General features: G+C 64.4%; 28 protein-coding genes and 1 pseudogene. 25 read left to right on the top strand and 4 right to left on the bottom strand.

The genetic code is table 11. The features are described from left to right. Positions 1-58 precede the first annotated feature (58 nt). From ATN84_RS00335 to ATN84_RS00320, 4 genes are all read right to left on the bottom strand, one after another. Positions 59-1099 carry a DUF2336 domain-containing protein gene (locus tag ATN84_RS00335; RefSeq protein ID WP_068879559.1) on the bottom strand — a complete coding sequence of 347 codons (1041 nt, stop codon included), beginning with the start codon at positions 1097-1099 and terminating at the stop codon, positions 59-61. Positions 1100-1290: 191 nt separating this feature from the next. Then, complete coding sequence (locus ATN84_RS00330) at positions 1291-1833, bottom strand: DUF1254 domain-containing protein (RefSeq protein ID WP_068879558.1); 543 nt, start codon at positions 1831-1833, stop codon at positions 1291-1293. After that, on the bottom strand, positions 1826-2419 hold the full coding sequence (locus ATN84_RS00325) for a DUF1214 domain-containing protein (protein ID WP_068879557.1): 594 nt from the start codon (positions 2417-2419) through the stop codon (positions 1826-1828). Before ATN84_RS00325 ends, ATN84_RS00330 begins: the two co-directional genes overlap by 8 nt. A 142-nt stretch (positions 2420-2561) precedes the next feature. Next, entirely contained in the window at positions 2562-4733 is a 2172-nt protein-coding gene (locus tag ATN84_RS00320) for a transglycosylase domain-containing protein (protein WP_068879556.1), read from the bottom strand. A 408-nt stretch (positions 4734-5141) separates the two neighbouring features. Between ATN84_RS00320 and ATN84_RS00315 the strand changes: the two genes are divergently transcribed. From ATN84_RS00315 to ccmE, 25 genes and pseudogenes are all read left to right on the top strand, one after another. Next, positions 5142-5654 (top strand): beta-ketoacyl-[acyl-carrier-protein] synthase family protein, encoded by a 513-nt coding sequence (locus ATN84_RS00315; RefSeq protein ID WP_068879555.1) that lies wholly within the window; start codon positions 5142-5144, stop codon positions 5652-5654. Continuing rightward, on the top strand, positions 5560-6852 hold the full coding sequence (locus ATN84_RS00310) for a DNA-packaging protein (RefSeq protein WP_483140684.1): 1293 nt from the start codon (positions 5560-5562) through the stop codon (positions 6850-6852). The genes ATN84_RS00315 and ATN84_RS00310 overlap by 95 nt, the downstream gene beginning before the upstream one ends. 93 nt (positions 6853-6945) lie before the next feature. After that, positions 6946-8100 carry a phage portal protein gene (locus ATN84_RS00305; RefSeq protein ID WP_068880795.1) on the top strand — a complete coding sequence of 385 codons (1155 nt, stop codon included), beginning with the start codon at positions 6946-6948 and terminating at the stop codon, positions 8098-8100. Positions 8101-8397: 297 nt separating this feature from the next. After that, positions 8398-8772 (top strand): DUF6107 family protein, encoded by a 375-nt coding sequence (locus ATN84_RS00295; protein WP_068879552.1) that lies wholly within the window; start codon positions 8398-8400, stop codon positions 8770-8772. Continuing rightward, positions 8762-9343: an HK97 family phage prohead protease gene (locus ATN84_RS00290; protein ID WP_068879551.1), complete on the top strand. Its 582-nt coding sequence runs from the start codon at positions 8762-8764 to the stop codon at positions 9341-9343. The genes ATN84_RS00295 and ATN84_RS00290 overlap by 11 nt, the downstream gene beginning before the upstream one ends. Next, complete coding sequence (locus ATN84_RS00285; RefSeq protein ID WP_068879550.1) at positions 9343-10602, top strand: phage major capsid protein; 1260 nt, start codon at positions 9343-9345, stop codon at positions 10600-10602. The genes ATN84_RS00290 and ATN84_RS00285 overlap by 1 nt, the downstream gene beginning before the upstream one ends. A gap of 340 nt (positions 10603-10942) precedes the next feature. Next, positions 10943-11509, top strand: coding sequence for a head-tail connector protein (locus tag ATN84_RS00280; protein ID WP_068879549.1), 567 nt, complete (start codon positions 10943-10945; stop codon positions 11507-11509). Then, positions 11506-11841, top strand: a complete 336-nt coding sequence (locus ATN84_RS00275) for a phage head closure protein (RefSeq protein ID WP_068879548.1) — start codon at positions 11506-11508, stop codon at positions 11839-11841. Before ATN84_RS00280 ends, ATN84_RS00275 begins: the two co-directional genes overlap by 4 nt. Continuing rightward, positions 11838-12071 (top strand): hypothetical protein, encoded by a 234-nt coding sequence (locus tag ATN84_RS27195; protein WP_161939544.1) that lies wholly within the window; start codon positions 11838-11840, stop codon positions 12069-12071. The genes ATN84_RS00275 and ATN84_RS27195 overlap by 4 nt, the downstream gene beginning before the upstream one ends. Continuing rightward, complete coding sequence (locus tag ATN84_RS00270; protein ID WP_068879547.1) at positions 12016-12423, top strand: DUF3168 domain-containing protein; 408 nt, start codon at positions 12016-12018, stop codon at positions 12421-12423. The genes ATN84_RS27195 and ATN84_RS00270 overlap by 56 nt, the downstream gene beginning before the upstream one ends. A 109-nt stretch (positions 12424-12532) precedes the next feature. Then, the gene (locus tag ATN84_RS00265; RefSeq protein ID WP_068879546.1) at positions 12533-12946 is read left to right on the top strand and encodes a phage major tail protein, TP901-1 family; all 414 of its coding nucleotides are present in this window, start codon (positions 12533-12535) and stop codon (positions 12944-12946) included. After that, complete coding sequence (locus ATN84_RS00260) at positions 12943-13290, top strand: gene transfer agent family protein (RefSeq protein ID WP_244490957.1); 348 nt, start codon at positions 12943-12945, stop codon at positions 13288-13290. Before ATN84_RS00265 ends, ATN84_RS00260 begins: the two co-directional genes overlap by 4 nt. Further along, positions 13254-13493: a rcc01693 family protein gene (locus ATN84_RS25755; protein ID WP_280139603.1), complete on the top strand. Its 240-nt coding sequence runs from the start codon at positions 13254-13256 to the stop codon at positions 13491-13493. Before ATN84_RS00260 ends, ATN84_RS25755 begins: the two co-directional genes overlap by 37 nt. Before the next feature lie 3 nt (positions 13494-13496). Continuing rightward, positions 13497-14045, top strand: a complete 549-nt coding sequence (locus ATN84_RS00255) for a phage tail tape measure protein (RefSeq protein WP_068879545.1) — start codon at positions 13497-13499, stop codon at positions 14043-14045. 5 nt (positions 14046-14050) lie between these two features. Beyond that, positions 14051-14668, top strand: a complete 618-nt coding sequence (locus tag ATN84_RS00250; protein WP_068880793.1) for a DUF2460 domain-containing protein — start codon at positions 14051-14053, stop codon at positions 14666-14668. Between the two features lie 155 nt (positions 14669-14823). Next, the gene (locus tag ATN84_RS00245; protein ID WP_068879544.1) at positions 14824-15699 is read left to right on the top strand and encodes a DUF2163 domain-containing protein; all 876 of its coding nucleotides are present in this window, start codon (positions 14824-14826) and stop codon (positions 15697-15699) included. Continuing rightward, positions 15696-16106, top strand: a pseudogene (locus tag ATN84_RS00240) (C40 family peptidase); the annotation flags it as partial. The gene ATN84_RS00245 and the pseudogene ATN84_RS00240, both read left to right, overlap by 4 nt. Before the next feature lie 198 nt (positions 16107-16304). Further along, entirely contained in the window at positions 16305-20171 is a 3867-nt protein-coding gene (locus ATN84_RS00235) for a baseplate multidomain protein megatron (protein ID WP_068879543.1), read from the top strand. Then, complete coding sequence (locus tag ATN84_RS00230) at positions 20168-20374, top strand: hypothetical protein (protein WP_068879542.1); 207 nt, start codon at positions 20168-20170, stop codon at positions 20372-20374. Before ATN84_RS00235 ends, ATN84_RS00230 begins: the two co-directional genes overlap by 4 nt. 102 nt (positions 20375-20476) lie before the next feature. After that, positions 20477-20773: a hypothetical protein gene (locus tag ATN84_RS00225; protein ID WP_068880792.1), complete on the top strand. Its 297-nt coding sequence runs from the start codon at positions 20477-20479 to the stop codon at positions 20771-20773. Between the two features lie 36 nt (positions 20774-20809). After that, on the top strand, positions 20810-21490 hold the full coding sequence (locus ATN84_RS00220; protein ID WP_068879541.1) for a response regulator transcription factor: 681 nt from the start codon (positions 20810-20812) through the stop codon (positions 21488-21490). A 74-nt stretch (positions 21491-21564) separates the two neighbouring features. Further along, the gene (locus tag ATN84_RS00215) at positions 21565-22896 is read left to right on the top strand and encodes an ATP-binding protein (RefSeq protein WP_068880791.1); all 1332 of its coding nucleotides are present in this window, start codon (positions 21565-21567) and stop codon (positions 22894-22896) included. Positions 22897-22986: 90 nt separating this feature from the next. After that, positions 22987-23436 (top strand): hypothetical protein, encoded by a 450-nt coding sequence (locus ATN84_RS00210; protein WP_068879540.1) that lies wholly within the window; start codon positions 22987-22989, stop codon positions 23434-23436. Positions 23437-23569: 133 nt separating this feature from the next. Then, a complete protein-coding gene (gene ccmI, locus ATN84_RS00205; protein WP_068879539.1) occupies positions 23570-24694 on the top strand; it encodes a c-type cytochrome biogenesis protein CcmI in 1125 nt (374 codons plus the stop codon). After that, positions 24691-25125: a cytochrome c maturation protein CcmE gene (ccmE, locus tag ATN84_RS00200; protein ID WP_068879538.1), complete on the top strand. Its 435-nt coding sequence runs from the start codon at positions 24691-24693 to the stop codon at positions 25123-25125. The genes ccmI and ccmE overlap by 4 nt, the downstream gene beginning before the upstream one ends. Positions 25126-25284: the final 159 nt, after the last annotated feature.

Below are 25284 nucleotides of genomic sequence, written 5' to 3'. Positions count from 1 at the left end.
GGGGTGAGAAGCTGGATGCTTCCATCAAAATGAGAACCGCCCAGCAAAACAATCCTGATCAGCGCACAGCCTTCAGTGGCCCGGCGCCGTCGCTGTTGGCGGCGTCCAGCACCGGCTCGTCATCTGCGGCCGCCATTTCCCGAAGCTTCTCCCGTAACAGCGCGGTCATGTCCCCGGCTTTCCACCGCCGGACGATGGCGAGCGCCGTTTCCCGTTCGATCGAGCGATAGATGTGCACGAAATCCCTGAGCGCATTCTTGTCGCTGTGGATGGTGCCGAGAACGGCGGTGAGGATCAGATAGCTGTCCTGCGCCGAAAGGCCGAGCGCCCTGAGCGCGATCGGCAGCCGTGAATCCGGCCATTTGCCGATGATCGCCTCCGCATGCTCGAAGCTCACGCCGAGCGTATCGGCGAGCAGGTTGCGGAAGAAGACCGGATCGATGAGCAGCGCGGTGTCGATCATGTGATCGGCGGTGGCCGAGGGCTTCGGCGCATCCCGGTTCAATTGCAGTTCCGAGACGAGGTGCTTCGATGTTTCCTCGCGCATGATCGCGCGCAGCTTATCGTGCGCCTGGCGCGCGGCATCGGAGACCGGCGCAGGTTCTTTCGCCGCTCGTGCATCATCGGAGCGCGCCAGATGCCGCCTGACAGCCATCGAGCGGTCGATGGCGGGATCGGCGAAGCTTTCCAGCAGGCTCTGGACGATCGGATCGACCTGCGGACGCCGGGCTATGGCGCGGGCATGTCCCAGCCCTTGGCGGCCGATGATGTCGACGAGATCGGTCGAGGTCAGGATCGGCGAGCGCAGGAGCAGGGGGGCGGCGATCTCCACCGCCTCGTCGCAGAGCGTCAGGACCAGGTTGCGCGGCGCATGTTCCATCTGCGACAGCACCGCCGCGGCATGGCGCTTGCCGCGCGCCGTCGCGTTTTCGAGGAGCGGCAGCGTCAGGTCTTCGAGTTGCTGGATATCGTTTCGGGCCGGGCGCGTAATGGCTGTGAATGCGGTGACCGCCGCCGAGAGGAGATCATCGGCCTTGCCGCCATTGGCCTTTCCGCTTCCGGACAGGGCTTCCAGGGCGCGGAACTGTTCGTTTGTCACGCGGGGGTACTCCGGATAAATCGCAAGCAACACAGACTTCGAGAAGCGGTCTGCCCGCTCTCTCGCCGCAATCTAGCGGAGAAGCCTTAGCAAGCTGTTAACCATGGGAGGGTGAATGGTGAATAGTGAATAGTGAATGGAAAATGTCTATCCTATCAGGGCGATAGCTGATCCCATTCACCATTCACCATTCACATCGGCAGCGAGGCGCAGCCCGCATCACTCAGGAAATCGCGCACCGAAGGTTGCCAGCTCTGATCCGGCGTGAAGCCGCGTATCACCACGATCCCTTCGTCGATATCCTGCTCGACCAGGATCGACTGCGCCGCCGCTTCCGGCAGATCCTTCTTCAGATTGATCATCTGCACCGGATTGGCGATCACCAGGTCAAGCCTGCCGTCGGTGGAGGTGCGGTCGTTGAAACTGTAGAGATTTTCGGCGCTGCGATTGTAGATCGAAACCGACCAGAAGGGCACATTGCCCCCGGTCGTGATGCGCGCCGGTCCGTCGGTCAGGTCGAAGCGGCAGGCCGCCTCCTGAAAGAGCGGATCACCCGCGCCGCCGCGCCCGTCCTTCTCCGTTTCAAGCAGATGAAAGCGATAGGGCGCGCCATAGCCGGAGATACGCGACCAGGCATTGCGGTCCGAATAGACGGGAACGAGCAGCAGCGCCGCGACGTGGACAATGCCTGCGCCGATCAGGCCGACGAGCAGGGCGTGAAACAATCTACCCACGGCAGCCGGCCTCTTCCACGAGGGTTGTCCTGGGCATGACGAGATCGGAAAAGCCGGAGGAGCTGGCAACCGGTGTGTCGTAGAAGGTCATGACGAGAACGAAAAATCCCGAGCCGTTAACCGGCAGCCAGTTGCCGGGCTGCGCCTTCGGCGAGACAATGACGGTGAAGCTTCCATTCTCGCCGCGCAGGATCTCCCGCGAATGGAGCGCCGGCAGCATGCCCGTCTCGGGGGACAGCGGCTGCAGCGACCGGTCGGCGGCGTAGAGCGTCCAGAAGCGGGCGGGCGGCGTCGCCCCGGTGATGCGATAGGTGCAGTTGCGGTCGAGGAGGCGGCCCTGCGCGTCGCGGCTGGCATGAAAGATGAGGCCCTCGGCCGCTCCGAGGGCCAGCGTCCCGTTTCTGGCGCCGCGCGCCTTGGCGTAGGGGTCGGAATCCGGCGTGCCCGCCGCGGGGTAGGCGCTCCATTGCCCCACTTCCAGCACGCCGAAGCCCTCGAAGCGGTCGAGCGCATATTGCACGCTGCCCGCACCGCCGCCGACGGCGATGATGAGGACTAGGAGCGTGAGGAGAATGGTTCGAAGCATGGGAGCGGATCATATGTTGGTGAAAGCATTTGAGCTATTCTGCAGGGTTTATCAACCGGCGCATAGGTTTATCACCCCCCCTCTGGCCTGCCGGCCAGAGGGGGGTATGACAGTGTCAGCGTTTCCAATCGAAACTAATCATTCAAAGCGCTGAAAGCCTGGTGCGCACCGTCGGGGCGGTCAGCGGTGGCGCTTTCTTGAAGAGCGCGTTCAGTTCCTTCAGCGCCTTCGTCGTCGCGCTGGAAAGGATGCGCGGCCGCTCGACGGGGCTTTGGTCTTCCTCCGGCGCTGCCTTGCCCTTCACGCCCTTGACTGAGGCGACCTTTGCCGGATCGGGGAAGGACTTGTCGATGCCGGGTATCGGCTTGAGCTCGATATTCTGGTGGGCGTAGTTCATCATCCGCTGCCATGTCATGGCGGGCAGGATGCCGCCGGTCAGGTTCTTCGTCGGCGCGAAGCTGTCATTGCCGTACCAGACCGCGGCGGTGTAGTTGCCGGTGAAGCCGACGAACCATGCGTCGCGATAGCTCTGCGTGGTGCCGGTCTTGCCGGCCACGCGCGTCATCGGCAGGCTGGCGCGCCGGCCGGTGCCCCATTCCGGCACCTGCACCAGCATCTGGTTCATCTCGCTCGCCGCCTTTTCGGAGAGCACGCGGCGCGGCTCCCCGCCATCGCGCGCCCAGTCCCAGAGCACGTCACCGCGCTGGTTCATGATCTGCGTGAAGGCGTGGCGCGTGCCGGCAAAGCCGCCATTGGCGAAGACGTTGTAGCCGACCGCCTGGTCCATCACCGTCATGCCGGATGTGCCGAGCACCGTCGTCTTGTGCGAGGAGATGGGCGATTCGATGCCCATCGCCTTGGTCAGGGCGACGATGGGTGCCGTCGTCAGATAATCCCGGGCAAGCCGCACCGGAACCGTGTTGAGCGATTTGACCAGCGCCGTCGTCAGATCCACCCTGCCGGCGTAAGAGCGCCCGTAATTGCGCGGCGACCAGTTGCCCCAGCTGATCGGCCCGTCCGAGACGACGCTTTTCGGCGTCATGCCTTTTTCCATGGCGGCGGCATAGACATAAGGCTTGAAGGACGATCCCGCCTGGCGCTGCGCCTTGGTGGCGCGGTTGAACTGGCTCTCGCCGTAGTCGCGCCCGCCGACAATGGCGCGCACCGCTCCGTCATTGTCGAAGACGACGGCCGCCGCCTGGGTCACCTGATATTCCTTGCCGTACTGCCGCAGATGAAACTCGATCGCTTCCTCGGCGGCCTTCTGGAGATTGCGGTCGAGCGTCGTGCGCACCAGCAGCGAGTGCTGCGGCTGGTCGGCCGCTATCCTTTTTACCTCGTCGAACGCCCAATCCAGGAAATAATCCGGGCTTTCGTCCTTGCCCCGGTCGACGACATTGGCCGGGTTGCGCCTGGCGACGACGACCTGCCCCTCGGTCATCAGCCCGCTCTGGACCATGTTGGAGAGAACCACATTGGCGCGGGCACGGGCGGCCGGCAGATTGACATGCGGCGCGAACTTGGCCGGCGCCTTGAACAGCCCCGCCAGCATCGCGGCTTCCGCCAGCGACACCTCCTTGACGCTCTTGCCGAAATAGAATTCCGACGCCGCCGCGATGCCGAAAGTACCGCCGCCCATATAGGCGCGGTCGAGATAGAGCTGCAGGATCTGCTTCTTGCTCATATTGACTTCCAGCCACAGCGCCAGGAAGGCCTCCTTGATCTTGCGCTCGATGGTGCGCTCGTTGGAGAGGAACAGGTTCTTGGCGAGCTGCTGCGTGATCGTCGAGCCGCCCTGGACGACGGTATTGGCGCGCACATTCTCCGTCATGGCGCGGGTGAGGCCCAGGAAATCGATGCCGAAATGGTCGAAGAAACGACGGTCCTCCGTGCCGAGCACCGCCTTGATGACATGGTCGGGCAATTCGTCGATCGGCACCGCGTCGCGATGGATGATGCCGCGCTGGCCGATCTCGTTGCCGTAGCGGTCGAGGAAGGTGACGGCGAAATCGTCCTGCGCGCGCCAGTCCTTGCGCGTCTCCTCAAAGGCGGGCAGCGCCAGCGCCAGAAGCAGCACCGAGCCGCCGACGCCCAGCGTGAAACATTCGTCGGCGAGCTCCACCACCAGCCGGCGGAACCCGCGCACGCGGAACCGGCGGAAGAAGATCGTCGTGTTCTCCCAGAATTCGGCGAGCGCGAACCGCAGATTGTAGAGCGCGCTGTCGACAAAGGCGTCGATGCCGATCAGCCGCGGGCTGCGGAACGGCTTGCGCGGCGCGGGCGGTTTTTGCTGCTTTTCCCTGGAATTGCGCATGAATTCTGGTTTCGGCGAGTGTCGTTTTCTGATGAACGCCTCAATGCCGCCTTTCGCTCCATCCGTGTGGGCGACATCGCGTTAAACGCGCCGATGAGCCACACCGCCACGCCTGAATTGTGTCGCATTTGAACCAAAACGGCAAGCACGATGAAGGAACATGGTAACTATTTTGAGGGCGATAGTTTTCAATCCCTAAATCAAAAAATAACAAATATAGGAAAATAATCCTTGACGCCGTGACGGTGCTTTGCTAGGGTTCAGCTATCGTCACAAAATTGTATCCAGACCTCCTCGTCATTCTCGGGCTTGTGCTCCGAGAATCTGCGACGGTGGAGCGCAAAGCGCTATTTCGTCGTCCATGGCAGATCCTTTGGACAAGCTCAGGGATGACGGCGGGAAATCACCATGACAGCACCAGCTAATCCTGGCGGCCGCGCCCGCGCGGGCTATCGTGTCACGCGCAGATATGGCGTGCCGCATGCGGATATCGCCTTTCTCCTGAACATCGAGGAGAAAACCTATCTCCGCCGCCTGCGCCAGTCAGGCCTCGATCCCGACGCTGACGAAAGTGCGGGCCAGCTTCCCGACATCGAAGAGATATTGGCGAATATCCGCGGCGAGCTGGTGCGCCTGACGGAAGGAGGTCGGGTGCCGGACAAGGCGGCGGTCGATGCGCTGGTATCGCTGGCGCGGGCGCTGAAGACGCTGATCGAGCTGACGCCGGAGAAGGCGAGGCGTCCCTTCGCGGAAGCCGCCGGGGTGGCGGTCACGCCGGAGGAAATCAGCGAGGCGCTGGCGCGCATCGACAGAAGGATCGACGAACTTGCAAATCTCCGGGCAGACGAAATCATTCGACGCCGGTTTGAGCGGGGAGACGGCGCTGGCGCTGACGAGGGAGTGGTTCTGCGAGGGGCGTGACGCCCAGCAGCCGCCGCTGATGCCATGGCGCACCTGGGTTCTGATGGGTGGGCGCGGCTCGGGCAAGACCCGCACCGGCGCGGAATGGGTCATCGGCATGGCCCTGGGGCTGCCGACGATTGCCCGTGAAAAATGCGGTCATATCGCTTTGGTCGGCGAGACGCTCGCCGACGTGCGCGAGGTGATGGTGGAGGGCCCGTCCGGCATCCTCTCCGTCTCGCGCCGTGAGCGTCCCCGGCTGGAGGCGACGCGGCGGCGGCTCGTCTGGGACAATGGCGCGGTGGCGTCGTTCTTCTCCTCCGAGGATCCCGACAGCCTGCGCGGGCCGCAATTCGATGCCGCCTGGTGCGACGAGCTCGCCAAATGGAAGCACCCGCAGGAGACCTGGGACATGCTGCAATTCGGCCTGAGGCTCGGCCATGCTCCGCGCCAGATCGTCACCACCACGCCGCGCCCCACCGTTCTGCTGCGGGCGCTCCTTGCGGATAATTCGATGCCGGTGACGCGAATGCGCACGGCGGAGAATGCCGGTCACCTCGCGCCCGGTTTCGTCGAGATGATCGAGAGCCGCTATGCCGGCTCGCGTCTCGGGCGGCAGGAACTCGACGGCGAGCTGATCGAGGATCGCGCCGATGCGCTCTGGTCGCGCGCGCTGATCGAGAGCCTCGTCTGCAAGGCGGTGCCGCCGTTGAAGCGCATCGTCGTCGCCGTCGACCCGCCGGCGAGCGCTGGCAGGAATTCCGACGCCTGCGGCATCGTCGCCGCCGGCATCGACCATGACGGCTTCGGCTGGGTTCTGGCCGATGAAAGCCTGCCGCGCGTCAAGCCCTATCAATGGGCGAGGGCGGCGATCGCGCTCTATCACCGCCTCGAGGCGGACATGATCATCGCCGAGGTCAACCAGGGCGGCGACATGGTCAAGGCGGTGATATCAGCCGAAGACCATGGCGTGCCCGTCCGTTCCGTCAGGGCGATGCGCGGCAAATGGCTTCGCGCCGAGCCGGTCGCAGCCCTCTACGAGCAGGGCCGCATCCGCCACGCCGGGCGCTTTCCGGCGCTCGAAGACGAGATGTGCGATTTCGCCCCCGCCGGCCTCTCCTCCGGCCGCTCGCCCGACCGGCTCGACGCGCTGGTCTGGGCGCTGAACGAGCTGATGCTGGGGAGGGAGAGGATGCCGAGGATTAGACGGGTGGAGTAGAAATAGGGTGTTTTAGACGGCAAGCTTGGCGGGACAGCGCCCCCTCTGTCCCGCCGGCGCTAAATCAGAAAATTGATGAAGAAAGGCCATTCCATGCCCATCCCCTGGCCGTGGCGCCGCCGCGCCGCGAATGCTCCCGCACGCGAGCTGAAATCCACCACCGGCTTCGTCGCCCTGCATGTGGAGCGCAGCGCATCCTGGATCGCGCGGGACTATCCGACCCTGGCGCGCGAGGGCTTCATGCGAAACCCGATCGTCCATCGCGCGGTGCGCATGATCGCGGAAGCGGCGAGCGCGGTACCGTGGCTCCTCTACGAAGGCACGGCCGAGCACGAGACCCACCCGCTGCTCGATCTCATCGCCAGTCCGCGGCGGGGGACGAACGGCACCGCCTTCTTCGAGATGCTCTATGGCCATCTGCTTCTCTCCGGCAATGCCTATGTCGAGCGGGTCGAGGCGGCGGGCGGTGCGCGCGAACTGCATCTGCTGCGCCCCGAACGCGTCACCGTCGAGACGGATCAGGAGGGATGGCCGCAGGCGCTCACCTATCGCTGCGGCGCGGTCAAGCGCGTCGTGCCGCTCGACGGGCCGGCGGGCGGGCAGGCGCTGCATTTGAGCCTCTTCCACCCGCTTGACGATCACTATGGCTTCGCGCCCCTCGAAGCGGCGTTGATGGCGCTCGATATCCACAATGCGGCGGGCGCCTGGAACAAGGCGCTGCTCGACAATTCGGCGCGGCCCTCCGGCGCCCTGGTCTATGCGCCAAAGGACGGCGGCAACCTGACCGAGGAGCAGTTTGCGCGGCTCAAAGCCGAGCTGGAAGATGGCTATACCGGCGCGGCGGGGGCAGGGCGTCCGCTGCTCTTGGAAGGCGGGCTCGACTGGAAGGCGATGGGGCTTTCCCCGCGCGACATGGATTTCATCGAGGCGAAGAATGCCGCCAGCCGCGACATCGCGCTCGCCTTCGGCGTGCCGCCGATGCTGCTCGGCATTCCCGGCGACAACACCTACGCCAATTATGCCGAGGCCAACCGCGCCTTCTACCGGCTTACCGTGCTGCCGCTGATCGCGCGCACCGCCAAGGCGCTCGGCAACTGGCTCGGGCCGCTTTATGGCGACGATCTCCGGCTGGAGCATGATTACGACCGCATCGAAGGGCTTTCGGCCGAACGCGACGCCCTCTGGCGGCGCATTTCCGATGCGCCATTCCTGACCGACGAGGAGAAGCGGCAGGCGGTGGGGTATTAACAGCCATTGGCAGGTGCTGTGGCGGGATATTGGCGACTCCATCTATCCAATCGTCATCCTCGGGCTTGACCCGAGGATCCACGGCTGAGGAGCGCTACCTGCGTGCCCATCGACTCGTTCCAGCTTGCAAGTACGATCAATATCCGGGCTGGCCATTCGTAATTCCGTTGCGGACGATAATGCCGTTTCCGCCCCTTGCCGTGGATCCTCGGGTCAAGCCCGAGGATGACGACGATAGAGGGAATGCCCAAGTGGGCGCTGTCCCGCGACATCCGATCCTTAGGAATGGAGACCCCCATGAGCGCGTTTCAGGAAATGGGCGATACGGCGTGGGTGTTGCTGGCGAAGGCCGCAGGCGCGGTTGCCGGTTCCGCCGTGTCGCTCGCCTATATGCTGCCCAAGGGCAAGCAGGAGGCGGCGATCCGTTTCGCCGTCGGCATCATCTGCGGCCTCGTCTTTGGCGGCGCGGCGGGCGTGAAGATCGCCGAGGAGCTCGCCATCGACGGCAGTCTCGGCAAGGCGGAGCTGATGCTGATGGGATCGGCCGCCGCAAGCCTCGCCGCCTGGTCGGCGCTCGGCATCTTCAACCGCTTCGCCGAGCGCATGAAGGCCGCGCCGCTTCCCGATTTCATTCCAGAACGACAGGAAAGGAAGGTCCGTGATGAGGGCTGACCAGGCCAGGCTGCGGCCGAAATTGCAGCTTGAGACGAAACTGGCCGGGCTGGCGCTTGAACAGGTGGAAATCGACGGCAGCTTTTCCGGCTATGCCAGCCTCTTCGGCGAGGTGGATCTCGGCCGGGACGTCATCGAGCTGGGCGCTTTTGCAAAATCGCTGAAGGTGCGCGGCACGTCGGGCATCCGCATGCTGTGGCAGCATGATGCCAACGAGCCGATCGGCGTCTGGACCGTGATCAGGGAAGATGTGCGTGGCCTCTATGTGGAAGGCCGCCTGGCCAAGGGCGTGCCCCGGGCGCGCGACGCGCTGGAGCTGATGCGCAGCGGCGCCCTTGACGGGCTTTCCGTCGGCTTTCGCACCGTGCGTGCGCGCAAGGAGACGCGGACCGGCATCCGCCGCATCGTCGAGGCCGATCTCTGGGAAATCTCGGTGGTCACCTTCCCCATGCTGCCTTCCGCCCGCATCGCAAACGTCAAGCGGGGGAGGCTGCCGACAACAAGGGAATTCGCAACGCTGGCCAGGCGCATCCGCGCCGCCGCCGGTAAATTTCACAAGAAGGAACGATAATGCAGGAAGACACTATTCCATCCGAGAAGAAGGGCGTCGAGATCAAGGCGCTCGGCAATGCGCAGGACGTGGCCGAGGCCTTCGACGAGTTCATGTCGGCCTTCGACGCCTTCAAGCAGGCCAATGACGAGCGGCTGGTTGAGATCGAGAAGCGCATGGGTCCCGATGTGCTGACCGTCGAGAAGGTCGACCGCATCAACCGCAGCCTGGAGGAGCAGAAGCAGGCGCTCGATCAGATGCTCCTGAAGCAGGCTCGTCCGGCGCTGGGGCGCGGAAACCCGGCTGCCTCGCTCGAACACAAGAACGCCTTCGAAACCTATGTCCGCCGGGGCGACGAGCAGGCGCTGCGCGGGCTGGAGGCGAAGGCCCATTCCTATGGCTCCGGTCCCGATGGCGGCTATCTGGTGCCGCCGGAGATCGAGACCGAGATCGGCAGGCGGCTTGCCGGCCTTTCGCCTATCCGCTCCATTGCTTCGGTGCGTCAGGTCTCCGGCGCGGTGCTGAAGAAGCCGTTCTCGGTCAGCGGTCCCGCGGTCGGCTGGGTCGGCGAGACGGACGCGCGCCCGGAAACCGCGTCGGGCGTGCTTGCCGAGCTGCAGTTCCCGACGATGGAGCTCTACGCCATGCCGGCCGCCACCGCCTCGCTTCTCGATGATGCGGCGGTCGATGTCGAGCAGTGGATATCGTCGGAAGTGGAGACCGCCTTCGCCGAGCAGGAAAGCGCCGCCTTCGTCAATGGCGACGGCGTCAACAAGCCGCGCGGGCTTCTGAATTATGCGACCGTCGAGGAAGCGGACTGGCAATGGGGCAGGCTTGGGACGATCGCCACCGGCGTCGCCGGCGCGCTGCCGGCGGAAGACGCTTCCGACGTGCTGATCGACCTCGTCTATTCCCTGAAATCCGGCTATCGCCAGAACGCGACCTGGGTGATGAACCGCAAGACGCAGAGCGCGCTGCGGAAGCTCAAGGACCGCGACGGCAATTATCTCTGGCAGCCGCCGGCGGCCCTGGGCGGCAAGGCCTCGCTGATGGGCTTCGGCCTTGTCGAGGCCGAGGACATGCCGGATATGGCGGCGGATGCCTGCGCCATCGCCTTCGGCGATTTCGCCCGCGGCTATCTGGTCGTCGACCGCACCGGCGTCCGCGTCCTGCGCGATCCCTATTCCGCCAAGCCCTATGTGCTGTTCTATACGACCAAGCGCGTCGGGGGAGGCGTCCAGGATTTCGATGCGATCAAGCTGTTGAAGTTCGGGGATTGAGGCAGATTGCTAAATAGAAACGCTGGCAGGACAGCGCCCCCTCTGTCCTGCCGGACATCTCCGCCGCCCCTCCAGTCGTCATCCTCGGGCTTGACCCGAGGATCCACGGCTGAGGGGCGCTGACCTTCTCGCTACATCGATGCATTCCAGTTAGCGGATAACGTATCCGGACTGACGATCCACTATCCCGGTGCAGGTAACAGTACCGCTTCCGCTCCCTTGCCATGGATCCTCGGGTCAAGCCCGAGGATGACGACGATAGCAGGCGAAAGATGGCCGGCAGGCCAGAGGGGGCGTTGTCCCGCCGACGTTTTTACCTGAACACTCCAAGGACTTCCCCATGACCATGCATTTGATCACGCCGCCGGCGGCAGAGCCGGTGACGCTCGCCGACGCGCGCGCTTTTCTCAAGATTTCCTCCACTAGCGAGGACGCCGTTATCGAGCAGCTCCTGCGCACGGCGCGCGAGGTGGTGGAAGCCCAAACGGGGCTGGCGCTGATCGACCAGACCTGGCGGCTCCATCTCGACCGCTGGCCGCGCTCGGGCCGCATCGCGCTCTTCCGCTATCCCGTGCGGGAAATCGTGGAAATTCGCGCATACGAGCCCGACGGCACGCCGGCGGCGATCGGCGCGGGCGAGCGCCATTTGCACAAGGGCTCGCGGCCGCAGCGGCTCTATCTCAGCCCGCGTGCGGGATCGTCCGCACTCGGCGGGCTGGAGATCGATTTCGTGGCGGGTTTCGGCGAAACCGGCGCGGATGTGCCAGATAGCCTGAAGCACGCCATCCTGACGCTCACCGCCCATCTCTACGAGTTTCGCGGTGCGTTCGACGGTGAGGCGCAGCCGGTCTCCTTCCCGCCGGCCTTCGACCGCCTCGTCGATATCTGGCGCAGGGTTTCGCTATGAACACGGTCTTCATCGATGCCGGGCGGTTGACGAGCGAACTGGCGCTCGAACGGCTCCGGCCAGTTGCCGACGGCATCGGCGGCTATAGGGAGACATGGGAGGAGATCGCCACCCTCTGGGCTCGTATCGAGCCGGTTTCCGATACGGTGCGGTACTTCGGAGCGCAGCCGCTCGAGGAGATCACCCACCGCATCACGATGCGCTTTCGCGATGATATCGCGAGCGGCATGCGGCTGCGCAAGGGCGGGCGGTGCTTCACTATCCTCACCGTTCATGATCCCGATGAAAGCGGCCGCTATTGTCTCGCTCGGGTGAGGGAGGAGGGCCGATGAAGCTCTCTATGGCTCTCACCATGGATGGCCTGATCCGCAGCTTGCGCTGGCGTGGCGTCGAGCAAGTCCAGGAAAAGTGTGAAGCGGTTTTCCGTCCGGACTTGCGCAAAAATAAAGAACTGCGGGAAGGGCTGATGGAACCGAGAACGGACGCACGGAAGGAAGACGAAACCGATGACGAGCGCCAATATGGAACTGCAGAAGGCGGTCTATCTCGCCCTTTCCGGTGATGCTGCCCTGGCGGCGAAACTGGGCGGGCCCAATATCTACGATCACATACCGGCCGCCGCTGCCTTCCCTTACGTCACCTTCGGCCAGACCGCGGTCTATGACTGGAGCACCGACAGCGAGGTTGGCGACGAGCATCTCTTCACCATCCATGTCTGGGCGCGCGCCGGCGGCAGGAAGCAGGTGCTGGAGATCATGGAGCTGATCGCCACCCGGATAACGCAGGCCGCCCTGACGCTCGACGGACACCGGCTCATCAACATGGCGCTGCAATATTCGCAGGCCCGCAATGATGACGAGCGCGACGGTTATCACGGGCTGCTGAGATATCGTGCGGTGACGGAACAAGCATAGCGCACTTCAATCACCCCCCTCTGTCCTGCCGGGTATCTCCCCCACAAGGGGGAGATTGGCGGTAGCCCGGAGGGGGAACGTATTCTTCCGCTTATAAGGAGAACTCTCCATGCCCGCCCAGAGAGGCAAGGACATATTGCTGAAGCTCGCCCGTCCCGACGGAGGATATGAAACCTGCGCGGGCCTGCGCGCCAAGCGCATCGCCTTCAATGCCGAGACGGTCGACGTCACCGACGCCGATGCCGCCGGCCGGTGGCGGCAGTTGCTCGGCGGCAGCGGCGTGCAGCGCGCCACCGTCACCGGCTCCGGCATCTTTAGGGATGCCGCGTCAGATGCGCTCACCCGCGCCGCCTTCTTCAATGGCGAGATCCTCGCCTGGCGGATCATCCTGCCCGATTTCGGCACGCTCGACGGGCCGTTCCAGATCACCGCGCTGGAATATGGCGGCAATCACGATGCGGAGGTCACCTTCGAGATCGCGCTGGAATCGGCCGGCGTGATCACCTTCGGAGAGCTCATATGATGGTGAACCGGCATCGCGGCGAGGTGGCGGCGGTTCTCGATGGTCGCGAATGGGCGCTCTGCCTGACGCTTGGGAGCCTCGCCGAGCTGGAGGCGGCCTTCGAGGCGGAGGATCTGACGGCGCTGATCGCACGTTTTTCCTCAGCCCGGCTTTCGGCGCGCGACATGGTGCGCATCATCACGGCGGGCTTGCGCGGCGGCGGCCACAGCGTCACCGAGGAAGACGTGGCCGGGATGCAGGCCGATGGCGGCGCGGCGGGTTTTGCCCGCATCGTCAGCGAGCTTTTGACCGCCACTTTCGGAACGACATCAAAGCCGGAAAGCGATTCTGCGCCAAACCCTTAAGAGCCGCGGCTGAATCAGCACCTCCATTTCCCTGGGATGCAGCCATGCAGGCGGGGCTGGGGCATCTGCGGCTTTCTCCAAAAACCTTCTGGGCCATGACGCCGCGCGAGCTGGCGGCGGCTTTGGGCCTCACGGCACGAGCGGCGAATGCGCCATCGCGCGAAGCGTTCGACGCCCTCTGCCAAGCATTTCCCGACAGGTGAGACATGACAGAAACCGAGAATGTGACGGTCGCGATCGACGCCGATACCAGCGCCTTTGATCGCGCGCTCGACGATCTGCAGAAGAAGTCCGGCCGGTTCGGGGCCAGCCTGACGGCGGCGTTGAAGGGAGCGGCCGTCAGCGGGCGGAGCCTCGACGACGTATTGCGCGGACTTGCGACCAATCTGGCGGGGCTGGCGCTGGATGCCGGCATGAAGCCGCTGCAGGGGCTTATGTCGTCGCTCTTCTCCGGCCTGCTTGGCGGCCTGGGCGGCGTCACGCCCTTCGCCAAGGGCGGCGTCGTGTCGAGCCCCACCTATTTCGGCATGGCCGGCGGTTCGCTGGGGCTGACCGGCGAGGCGGGCGCGGAGGCGATCCTGCCGCTCGCCCGTGGCGCGGATGGCCGGCTCGGCGTGGCGGCGGGCGGCAGGACAAAGCCGATGCAGGTCGTCTTCAATGTATCGACGCCGGATGCCGCCTCCTTCCGCAAATCGGAGGCGCAGGTGTCGGGCATGCTGGCGCGGGCCGCCCGGCGTGGAACAAGGAGCTTGTGAACATCATGGCCGAAATTTCTTCCTTCCACGACGTGCGCTTTCCCCTCGGCGTCTCCTTCGGCGCAACGGGAGGGCCGGAATGGCGCAACGAGATCGTCACGCTCACATCGGGCCATGAGAAGCGCAATGCGCGCTGGGCGCAGTCGCGCCGGCATTTCGATGTCGGCACGGGGTTGCGTTCGCTGCAGGACCTCCGGGAGGTGCTCGCCTTCTTCGAGGCGCGGCATGGCTCGCTCCACGCCTTCCGCTTCCGCGATCCGTTCGATCAGGAGGCGGATGATGAACTGATTGGCACGGGTGACGGCGTCACGGCCGATTTCCAGCTGGTCAAGCACTACGGCAAGGGAGCCTATGTCCGCCCGGTCACCAAGCCGGTCGCCGAAATGGTCAGGATTGCCGTCGCCGGGGTGGAGATGGTGGAAGGGGAGGCGTTCACCGTCGATAGCCTGACCGGCATCGTGACCTTCGCCCCAGACGCCATCCCGCCCAATGGGGCCTCTGTCACCGCCGGCTTTGTCTTCGATGTCGCGGTGCGCTTCGATACCGACCGGCTCACCGCCAGCATCGCCTCGTTCCAGGCCGGTGAGATACCTTCGATCCCGATCATCGAGGTGAAAACCTAAGCGGGAGTGCTGTTACACCCTGTGGCCTGCCGGCCATCTCCCGCACCTCCCATTGTCATCCTCGGGTCAAGCCCGAGGATGACGACAGAGGAATAGGGAGATGCCCGGCAGGGCAGAGGGGGCGAGCGATGCCTACAATATGAAAGGCTCCCATCATGATCCCCATTCCGAAAACCCTTGAATCACATCTGCAGAGGACGGTTACAACCCATTGTTTCGCCTGGATCATCCGCCGGCAGGACGGTGTCGCCCTAGGCTTCACCGACCATGACCGGCCGCTGCTCGTTTCGGATGTCATGTGCGAACTGCAGACGGGGATGACCGGCAGTGAGGCGGCGACGGCGCTGGGCCTTTCCATCGATAGCGCCGAGATCGAAGGCGCGCTTTCTTCGCTCGCCATCGACCGGGCGGATATCGAGCGCGGTCTTTATGATGGTGCGACGGTCGAGACCTATCTCGTCAACTGGTCCTTGCCGGGAGACAACGTCCTGCTGCGCCGCTCGGGCATAGGCAAGATCGCGTGCTCCGACGGCAAGTTCACCGCCGAGCTGAAAAGCGCCGCCGCCGGCCTCAACAAGATCCATGGCCGCCGCGTCATGCGCAATTGCGATGCGGAATTGGGCGACCGGCGCTGCGGCGTCAACGCCGCCGATCCGCGTTATTTTGCGGAAGGGCGGGTGATCCAGACCGATGACGCCGCCTTTCTCGTAACCGGTCTTGAGCATTTCCGGTCCGGCTGGTTCGACAATGGCCACCTGACTTGGGATAGCGGGGCGAATGCGGGACGGACGACGGTCGTCGTCAGCCATGCGGCAAACCGCATCGCGCTGCGCGATATCCCGACGGACCCCGTGGCGGTCGGCGACACGTTCCGCATCATCGCCGGCTGCGACAAGAGCTTCGCGCAATGCAAGGCGAAATTCGCCAACGGCGTCAGCTTTCGCGGCTTCCCGCATCTGCCCGGCAATGATGCGGCTTATGCTTACGTCAGCGGCGGTGATGAATTCGACGGAGGCCCGCTGGTGCCATGAACGCAATTTTGGCTGAGGCGAAAAGTTGGATCGGCACGCCCTACCGCCATGGCGGATCGTCGAAAGGTATTGGCTGTGATTGTCTCGGCCTCGTCCGCGGCATCTGGCGCGCGCTTTATGGCGAGGAGCCGGAAGCGCCGGGCGCTTATGCACCCGACTGGGCGGAAGCCGGAGGCGGCGATCCGCTCATCGAGGCGGCGCGCCGGCACATGGTGGAAAAGCCCGTTGAAGCGATGCAGCCGGGCGACCTTCTGGTCTTCCGCTGGCGTCCCTCGGTTGCCGCCAAGCATCTGGGGATTCTCGCGCCCGAAAACCGCTTCATCCACGCCTATGAGGGCCATCGTGTGATGGCCTCGGCGCTGGTTCCGCAATGGCGGAGAAGGGTGGCGGCGGTGTTTGGGTTTCCGGCTATACCTCCCTCTGCCCTGCCGGGCATCTCCCCACAAGGGGGGAGATTGGCCGACACAACTCTCCGCCCCCGTTCTGCAACGTCCGCGATTGAAGTCGAACGTTGATAAAGTCGTAATCTCCCCCCTTGTGGGGGAGATGGCTGGCAAGCCAGAGGGGGGTGTTGCCCGAGGCACTGCTTTAATAAGGGAAACTCCATGGCGACACTCGTTCTCCAGGCCGCCGGTGCCTATCTCGGCGGCTTTTTCGGCACGCTTGGTGGCACGATCGGTGCGGCGGCGGGCGCGCTGGGCGGCTATCTTGTCGATACCGCGCTCATCAACGCGACGCGCCATGTGGAGGGGCCGCGCCTCGCCGGCGCCAAGCCGACGACGGCGGAGGAGGGCGCGGCGCTTCCCTTCGTCTATGGCACGGCCCGCCTTTCCGGCACGCTGATCTGGGCCACCCGCTTCGAGGAGACATCGAAGACCACCCGCCAGGGCGGCAAGGGCGGGGCGAAGAGCACGACCTACAGCTATTTCGCCAATGCCGCCTATGCCATCGCGGAGGGCGAGATATCAGGCATCCGCCGCATCTGGGTGGACGGCAGGGAGCTCGACCAGACCACGGTGGAAATGCGCGTCTATCGCGGTACCGAGGACCAGCTGCCCGATCCGCTGATCGAGGCGAAGCAGGGGGCAGACAATGCGCCCGCCTATCGCGGCACCGCCTATGTCGTCTTCGAGCGCATACCAATCGATGAATACGGCAACCGGCTGCCGCAGATCCAGTTCGAGGTGATGCGGCCCGTCGGCGCTCTCGCAAAGCGCATCACGGCGGTGGCGCTCATTCCGGGTTCGACCGAATTCGGCCTTTCGCCTGACGTGGTGACGGATGAGCCGAAGCCGGGAGAGACGCGGGCGCTCAACCGCAACGCGCTGCGTGCGGAGAGCGACTGGCACGCCGCTATGGACGAGCTTCAGGCGCTCTGCCCCAACCTCCAGCATGTGGCGCTGGTCGTGCCTTGGTTCGGTGACGATCTGCGCGCCGGTGAATGCCGCATTCGCCCCGGCGTGGTCGAACGGGTGGCCAGAAAGCCAAGCCGGGCATGGGCCGTCGCCGGTTTGGGTCGGGGGCAGGCGCATCTCGTCTCGCGCAATGGGGAGGGCGCGGCCTATGGTGGCACGCCGGCGGACGACAGCGTCGTCGCCGCGATCCGCGATGCGAAGGCGCGGGGCTTGCAGGTCACCTTCTATCCCTTCGTCATGATGGACATCGCCGCCGGCAACAGCCTGCCATCGCCCTATGGCGGGGAAGGCCAGCCCGCCTATCCCTGGCGCGGCCGCATCACCTGTTATCCTGCAAGCGCCGATCGCACGGCTGCGGCGGCCGATCAGATCGCCGCCTTTCTCGATGGCGAGTGGGGCTACCGCCGGTTTGTCCGGCATTGCGCCGATCTGGTCTCGAAAGCCGGCGGCGTCGATGCCTTCATCCTGGGTTCGGAGCTGCGGGGGCTCACGATCCTGCGCGACGAGGCAAACGGCTTTCCCTTCGTATCCGCTCTCTGCGATCTCGCCGCCGAAATGCGTTCCCGTCTCGGGAACTCCTGCAGGCTGACCTATGCCGCCGACTGGTCGGAATATTTCGGCCACCACCCGCAGGACGGCAGCGGCGACGTCTATTTCCATCTCGATCCGCTTTGGGCGCATTCGGCGATCGACGCGGTCGGCATCGACAATTACATGCCGCTCTCGGACTGGCGCGACGAGGACGACCGGCGTTTCGGTCCGGATAATCTCTCTGGCGCTCACGACAGCAACGGCCTTGTCGATGCGATTGCCGGCGGGGAGGGCTTCGACTGGTATTACGCCAGCGACGAGGATCGCCGGAACCGCGTCCGCACACCGATTACCGACGGCCTCGCCGGCAAGCCCTGGGTCTTCCGCTACAAGGATTTGAAGAGCTGGTGGGAGAACCCGCATTATAACCGGATCAATGGCGCGGAAAGCGCGGTGCCCACCGCATGGCAGCCGAAATCGAAGCCGTTCTGGTTCACCGAGCTCGGCTGTCCCGCCGTGGACAAGGGGCCGAATCAGCCCAATGTCTTTCCCGACCCGAAATCCTCCGAAAACGCCATTCCTTATTTCTCCGACGGCTCGCGGTCCGATCTGGCGCAGAGCCGCTTTCTCGATGCGCATCTCGATTACTGGAGCCGGCCGGAGAATGCAGGCAATCCCGTCTCGCCCCTTTATGGCGGACGGATGCTGGATGAAAGCCGCATCTATCTCTGGGCGTGGGACACCCGTCCTTTTCCTGAATTCCCGCTCAATGGCGATCTCTGGGGCGATGCCGGCAACTGGCGTCTCGGCCATTGGCTGAACGGCCGGCTGAGCGGCGTCGCACTCGACGAGCTGATCTCGGCCATCTTCCGGGACTTCGGACTAGAGACGCCTGATGCATCAGCCGCCGATGGTTACCTCTCAGGCTTCGTCATCGGCGAGCCGGCGACGGCGCGTTCCGTCCTGGAGCCTCTGCTGGAGCTCTTCGGCGTCCATGCTTTCGAAGCGGACGGCCGGTTCGTCTTCCGCAGTGCCGCCAGGCTTTCCCCGGCCCGTGTGGTCGAGGACATCGTCCTGCCGGATGAAGCGGCCTCGCTGATATCCGTGCTCGAAGACCGTAACGAGCTTCCCGGAGCGGTGGAGGTGTTCTTCACCGATCCGCTGCGCGATTACCAGACGGGCAGCGCGGCTGCGGTCAGGACCGAAGGTCGTGGACAGGGCATCGAGACGCTGACGCTGGCGGGCGCTATGGAGACCGGGCAGGCGAAGGCGCTGGCGGAAAGCTGGCTGCGCAGGCGCTGGGCGGAGCGGCGAACGCGCAGCCTTTCCGTCCCCTGGGACCATGCGGATCTGACGGTTGGTGACCGGATCCGCCTTTCCGGCGGCACCGGCGATGCCGGGGAAACGGAATTCGTGGTGACCGCTCTGGAAGACGGCGCGGCGCGCAATGTCCAGGCGGTCGCCATCGCGCCGCATATGCGTTTCCCTGATAACGGTATTCTACCGCCGGCGCCGCCGGGCAATCCCGCGGCGAATGACGGAAAACCGCTTATCCACATGATCGACCTGCCCGCCTGGCCGGGCGCCGAGGAGGCGGCGAGCCAGCTCCGTCTTGCCGCTTATGCCAGGCCATGGCGCGGCGTCAGCGCCTATGCCTCGCCGCAGGCGGACGGCTATTCCCTGCGTACGCTTGTCGGCGGCAGAGCCATCATCGGCGAACTGATCACGCCGCTGCCGCCGGGCAATAGCGGCAGGTTCATGACCGCGCAGTCGGTTGACATGCTGCTCTACGCCGGGGAGTTGCGCTCCCAGCCGATGGCGCAGCTCTTCAACGGTGCCAATGCCGGCCTGCTGCAGGCGCCGGATGGGCGTTGGGAGGTCTTCCAGTTTCTCGAAGCAGCGGAGGTGGCCGATAGCCAATGGCGGCTCTCCTGCCTGCTGCGCGGCCAGCTTGGCACGGAGGAAGAGGCCGCAACGCCGAAGCCGGCCGGCACGCCTTTCGTGCTGCTCGACGAGGCGGTGGTTCCCGCGGGCCTGAAGGCATCGGAAATCGGCTTGTCGCTCAACTGGCGGGTCGGCACATCGGGGCGCGACTTTTCGGACACCTATTTCGATACGGTCGCAGCCGCCGGCGGCCTGCGGGCGTTCGAGCCGCTGAGCCCGGTCCATCTGGCCGTGAGGCGCTTGGAGAACGGTGACCTCGCGGCAAACTGGATCCGGCGCGGCCGCATCGATGCCGACAGCTGGCTCGGCGCCGATATTCCGCTTGGCGAGGAGCAGGAGCTCTATCAGGTCGAAATCCGGCGGGAAGGGGCGCTCGTCCGCCGGGCCGAGGTGAGCGCGCCGTCATGGCGTTATACCGCGCAGGAGCAGGCAGCCGATCTGGGCGGTCCTGACGAACCGTTCGAACTGGCGGTGGCGATGGTCAGCGCCCGGACCGGGACGGGCAGGTATGCCCGGATTTCTCTTCCGTCATCCACGCTCCCTATCAAAAAAACCCAACCACAGAAAGGTGAACCCGCATGAACGCAGTAAAACCCTGGTATCTCTCCAAGACCATATGGGCCTCCGCAGTGACCTTTGCCGTCTCGATCGCCGGATTGCTCGGCATTTCCACCGAGACCATCGACCAGCCGTCGCTGGTCGAGATCATCATGCAATTCGTCACCGCCCTCTCCGGACTGATCGCCATCGTCGGCCGTTTCAACGCGGATTCCAGGATTTCGTAAGCAACTGTTTAACGATATAAGGTAGAAGGCCTCGGCAAGGGCTGTCGGGGCCTTTACCGTTCATTCATTGTTCAGCTAGAAAGCGCTATAGAAGGCGCCATGATGAAACATCTTTCTGCTCCCAAACTTATTGCCGTTCTGGCGGTGCTCGCCGGCGCATCGGCTGCGCATGCGGCGACCTTGCCGCTGACGGCTCCGCGAACGGGCACGCTTCTGACGCGCGTGGCCGGCGATTGTGTCGCGATCGGGCAGCAGGTTGCCGCCCAGCAGGGCGGAACCCTGACCAAGGCGACACCGGCCGTGCAGAACGGGCGCGATGTCTGCGTCGTTGTGGTGCTGGTCCCCGGCCGCGACGGTGAGCGTCCGCGTCGTGTCGAGGTTGCTGTTCCCGCCAACTGACCGGCGGGAATTGCGTAACCGATAGGGAGCGGCGATATGCGAATCCTCATTGTCGAGGACGACAAGGATCTCAACCGGCAGATAGCGGAGGCCCTGGTCGAGGCGGGCTATGTCGTGGACCGCGCCTATGACGGCGAGGAGGGGCACTATCTCGGCGATACCGAGCCCTATGACGCGGTGGTTCTCGACATCGGCCTGCCGCAGATGGACGGCATCAGCATTCTGGAGCGCTGGCGCCGCGACGGACGCACGATGCCGGTTCTGATGCTGACGGCGCGCGACCGCTGGAGCGACAAGGTCGCCGGCATCGACGCCGGCGCCGACGATTATGTCGCCAAGCCCTTCCACATCGAGGAGGTCCTGGCGCGGCTCAGGGCGCTGATCCGCCGCGCGGCGGGGCATGCCTCGTCGGAACTGATCTGCGGACCGCTGCGCCTCGATACGAAATCCTCGAAGGTCAGCGTCGACGGCGTGCCGCTGAAACTCACCTCGCACGAATTCCGCCTGCTTTCCTATCTCATGCATCATATGGATCAGGTGGTGTCGCGCAGCGAGCTGGTCGAGCATCTCTATGACCAGGATTTCGATCGCGATTCCAACACCATCGAGGTTTTCGTCGGCCGCCTGCGCAAGAAGATGGGTATCGATCTCATCGAAACCGTGCGCGGCATGGGCTATCGCATCAGGGCTGATCAGACGAAGGACGCTCCAAACTGACGGTGCTCCGCTTTATCCCGACCTGGCGCTCGCTGGCGCTGCGTGTTGTCACTCTGTCGACGGTCTGGGTCATCATTGCGCTGGTGGTCGTGGCCACGGTCATTTCCGCGCTCTACCGCGAGGCGAGCGAGCGCAGCTTCCAGCGGCTTCTTTCAGCCCATCTCTTCAGCCTGGTCGGGGCCGTCAGCGTCTCTCCCGACGGCGAATTGCAGGGGCGGCCGGAACTGGGCGAAATCCGCTATTCCAGCCCGCTTTCCGGCTGGTACTGGTCGGTGGAGCCGGTCTCCGACAATCTGAAGGGCCGGCTTGAATCGCCGTCGCTCGCCGGACACACCGTCCCGCAGATGCCGCTCTCCAAGGCGCCCTTCGACCAGTCCTTTACACGCACCTATACGGAGAAGGGTCTCAAGGGCGAGGAGCTTTCCGTCGTCGAAACGGAAGTGGTCCTCGACGCGGCCAATCGCGTGGCGCGCTTCCGCGTGATGGGAAATCTGAGCGAGGTGAAGAAGGAAATCCGCGATTTCCGCAACACGCTCTATACCTATCTCGGTATTTTCGGCCTGGGCAGCATTCTTATCAACGCGGCCATAATCCTGTTCGGCCTGCGTCCTCTCGACAGGGTCCGCGCTTCGCTGGCCGATATCCGCGAGGGGCGGTCAGCGCGCGTCGACGGCACATTGCCGACCGAGATCGCGCCGCTGGCGCAGGAGATGAACGCCCTGATCGAGAACAACCGCCGCATCGTCGAGCGCTCGCGCACGCAGGTCGGCAATCTCGCCCATTCCCTGAAGACGCCGCTTTCAGTCCTGGTCAACGAAGGCCGTAGCATCGGCGGCGAAAAGGGCAGGGTGGTGGTCGAGCAGAGTCAGGCCATGCAGGTGCAGGTCCAGCATTATCTGCAGCGCGCCCGCATCGCCGCCCAGCGCGACAGCGTCGTTTTCCGCACGCCTGTCGTCCCGGTCCTGGAGCGGATGATCCGCGTCACCGCCAAGTTGAACCCCGCCTACCAGATCAGCTTCGACAACAATCTGCCCAACGCCATCTTCGCCGGCGAGCGCGAGGATTTCGAGGAGATCATCGGCAATCTGATGGAGAACGCCGCGAAATGGGGCCGCTCGGTCATAAAGGTCAGCCTTGCGCCAGCGCATTTCGAGACAAAGGCCGACATGCCGCCGCATGCCGGCTTCGAGGTCTCCATCGAGGATAACGGTCCGGGCCTCGCGCCGGAAAAGATCAAGGAAGCGCTGATGCGTGGCCATCGTCTCGACGAGACCAAGCCAGGCACAGGCCTCGGTCTTTCCATCGTGCAGGACACGGTGCGCGAATATGGGGGAACGCTCAGGCTGGAGAAATCGCGCCTGGGTGGCCTTGCCGCGCGGATCGTTCTACCCCTTGTTGAAAATTGACGATTGTCTTTAGCGCTGAGATCATTAGAACGCTTGACATAAGCTTTGGCAAACATTCGATATTCATAACCAGATCAAATCGAGATTATCATGAAACCTGTTGTTGCGCCGATCGCGGTCATCATCTCCCTGCTCAGCCTGTCCGCATGCAGCACCATTTCCGGCCAGGGACCTGCCGTAGGTCCGAATACCGTCGCGCCGGTGAATGCGCCCTCGGCGAGCGGCGTCGGCTCCGGCGTGCTGGGCGAATTGGGCAACGGCCTCCTCGGCGCATCGGCAGGCAGGCTCGCCCCGGCGGATCGCAAGAAGGCGCTCGAGGCGGAATATAAGGCGCTGGAATATAGCCCCGTCGGCCAGGCGACGAGCTGGAAGAGTGCTTCCGGCGCGCAGTCGGGGGAAGTGGTGGCCGCCCAGCCCTATCAGGTGGGCTCGCAGAACTGCCGGCAATATACGCACAGCTTCACGATCGATGGCTCCCCGCAGACCGTGCGCGGAACCGCATGCCGCAACCCCGACGGCAGTTGGACGCCGCTGACATAGGATATGTGCGGGCACAGTCCCGCCCGCGCAGCAAATTGCTCGCCGCATTAATCGACCGCAAATTTGCGGCGAATTGCCCTATTCGTCCGGTTCCCGATTGGATTCGTGACGCCGGGCGATTATGTCTGCCCGCATGGAATTCTGGCTGATTGCTGTTCTTCTGACATTTGCCGCGACGCTTGCGGTTCTCCTGCCATTGACGCGGCGGAGAGCGGCAACCGCCGCGGACGGGCAGTATGACCTTGAAGTCTACCGCGATCAGATGCGCGAGGTTGAAGCCGACGCGGCACGCGGGCTGATCGATCCGCAAAGCGCCGAGCAGGCGCGCGCCGAAATCGCCCGCCGTATGCTGAAGGCGGAGCAAGAGGCCGGGCAGGGGAGCTCCGCGCCCCGGAGCGTGCAGCGCGCGCGCTGGCTCGTTCTTTCGGCGGTGCTGTCCGTGCCGCTGATCTCGTGGGGCCTTTACGCCCTGACGGGCTCTCCCGATATGCCGGCGCAGCCGCTGGCCGGGCGCATGGCCAGCAACCCGGCGGATGGATCGGTGAGCGAACTGATCGCGCGGGCCGAGGCGCATCTCGCGCAAAATCCCGATGACGGGCGGGGCTGGGACGTTCTCGCGCCGGTTTACCTGCGCCTGGGCCGGGCCGATGACGCGGTCAACGCCTATCGCAACGCGGTCCGCCTGCAGGGAGAATCGGCCGAACGCGCGTTCGGCCTTGGCGAGGCGCTGGCCACCGCTGCCGGCGGGACCATCACCGGGGATGCGCAGGCCATGTTCGAGCGCGCCGCGGCGCTGGATCCGGGCGATGTCAGGCCGCGTTTCATGATCGCCAGGGGCCTGATGCAGGAAGGCAAGAACGAGGAAGCGGCGGACATGCTGCAGGCCTTCCTCGACAAAGCGCCTGCCGATGCGCCTTGGCGCGATCAGCTTGGGGCGGCGATCGCCGAGATCAGGAATGCAGCCCCGGCAAGCGGGCCCGGTCAGGGGGATGTTGAAGCGGCCGCGAAGATGGCTGCGGAAGACCGCAACGAGATGATCAATTCGATGGTGGCAGGTCTCGACGAGCGGTTGAAGCAGAATCCCGACGATCTGGAAGGCTGGAAGCGGCTCGTCAGGTCTTATCTGGTTCTTGGCCGCCGCGACGATGCGCTTGCGGCGCTCAAGCGCGGCAGCGATGCGCTGGCCGGCGAAAAGCGTAACGACCTCATGGCCTTTGCCAAGGAGCTTGGATTGGAGTTGACGGAGACAAAACCGTGAGCCGCAAACAGAAACGTCTTGCTGTGATCACAGGCGCGATGGGGGTGCTGGCGCTCGCAGTGGCCCTGATGCTGATCGCTTTCGGCCAGGATATACGCTATTTTCGCACGCCTGCGGACCTGACGGCCGAGGACATGACGTCGGGCGCGCGGTTCCGCCTGGGCGGCCTCGTGGAAAAGGGCACGGTGGTGCGCGGCGCCGGCACACAGGTTCAATTTGCGGTTACCGACACCATCAAGAGCGTGAAAGTGACCTATGATGGCATCCTGCCCGATCTCTTCCGGGAAGAGCAGGGCGTCGTCACGGAAGGGCGCTTCGGGCCGGACGGAACGTTCACGGCGGACAGCGTCCTTGCCAAGCACGATGAGAATTACATGCCGAAGGAGGTTGCCGACAGCCTGAAGGCAAAGGGCGTCTGGCAGGGTGAGTAGGACAATTGACGCTATGAAAACGCTGGCATTTGATCACCCCCCTCTGCCTTGCCGGGCATCTCCTCTACAAGGGGGGAGATTGGCTTGCATTGCTGATGGCGCATATTCTGCAAGATCCGCGATTGGCGGCAAGGTAAATGGCAGCGTAATCTCCCCCCT

The organism is Paramesorhizobium deserti, from assembly GCF_001558695.1.
Lineage (GTDB): Bacteria > Pseudomonadota > Alphaproteobacteria > Rhizobiales > Rhizobiaceae > Paramesorhizobium > Paramesorhizobium deserti.
Note: the sequence above shows the minus strand (reverse complement) of the source record. Positions and strands in the feature narration are given on the sequence as shown.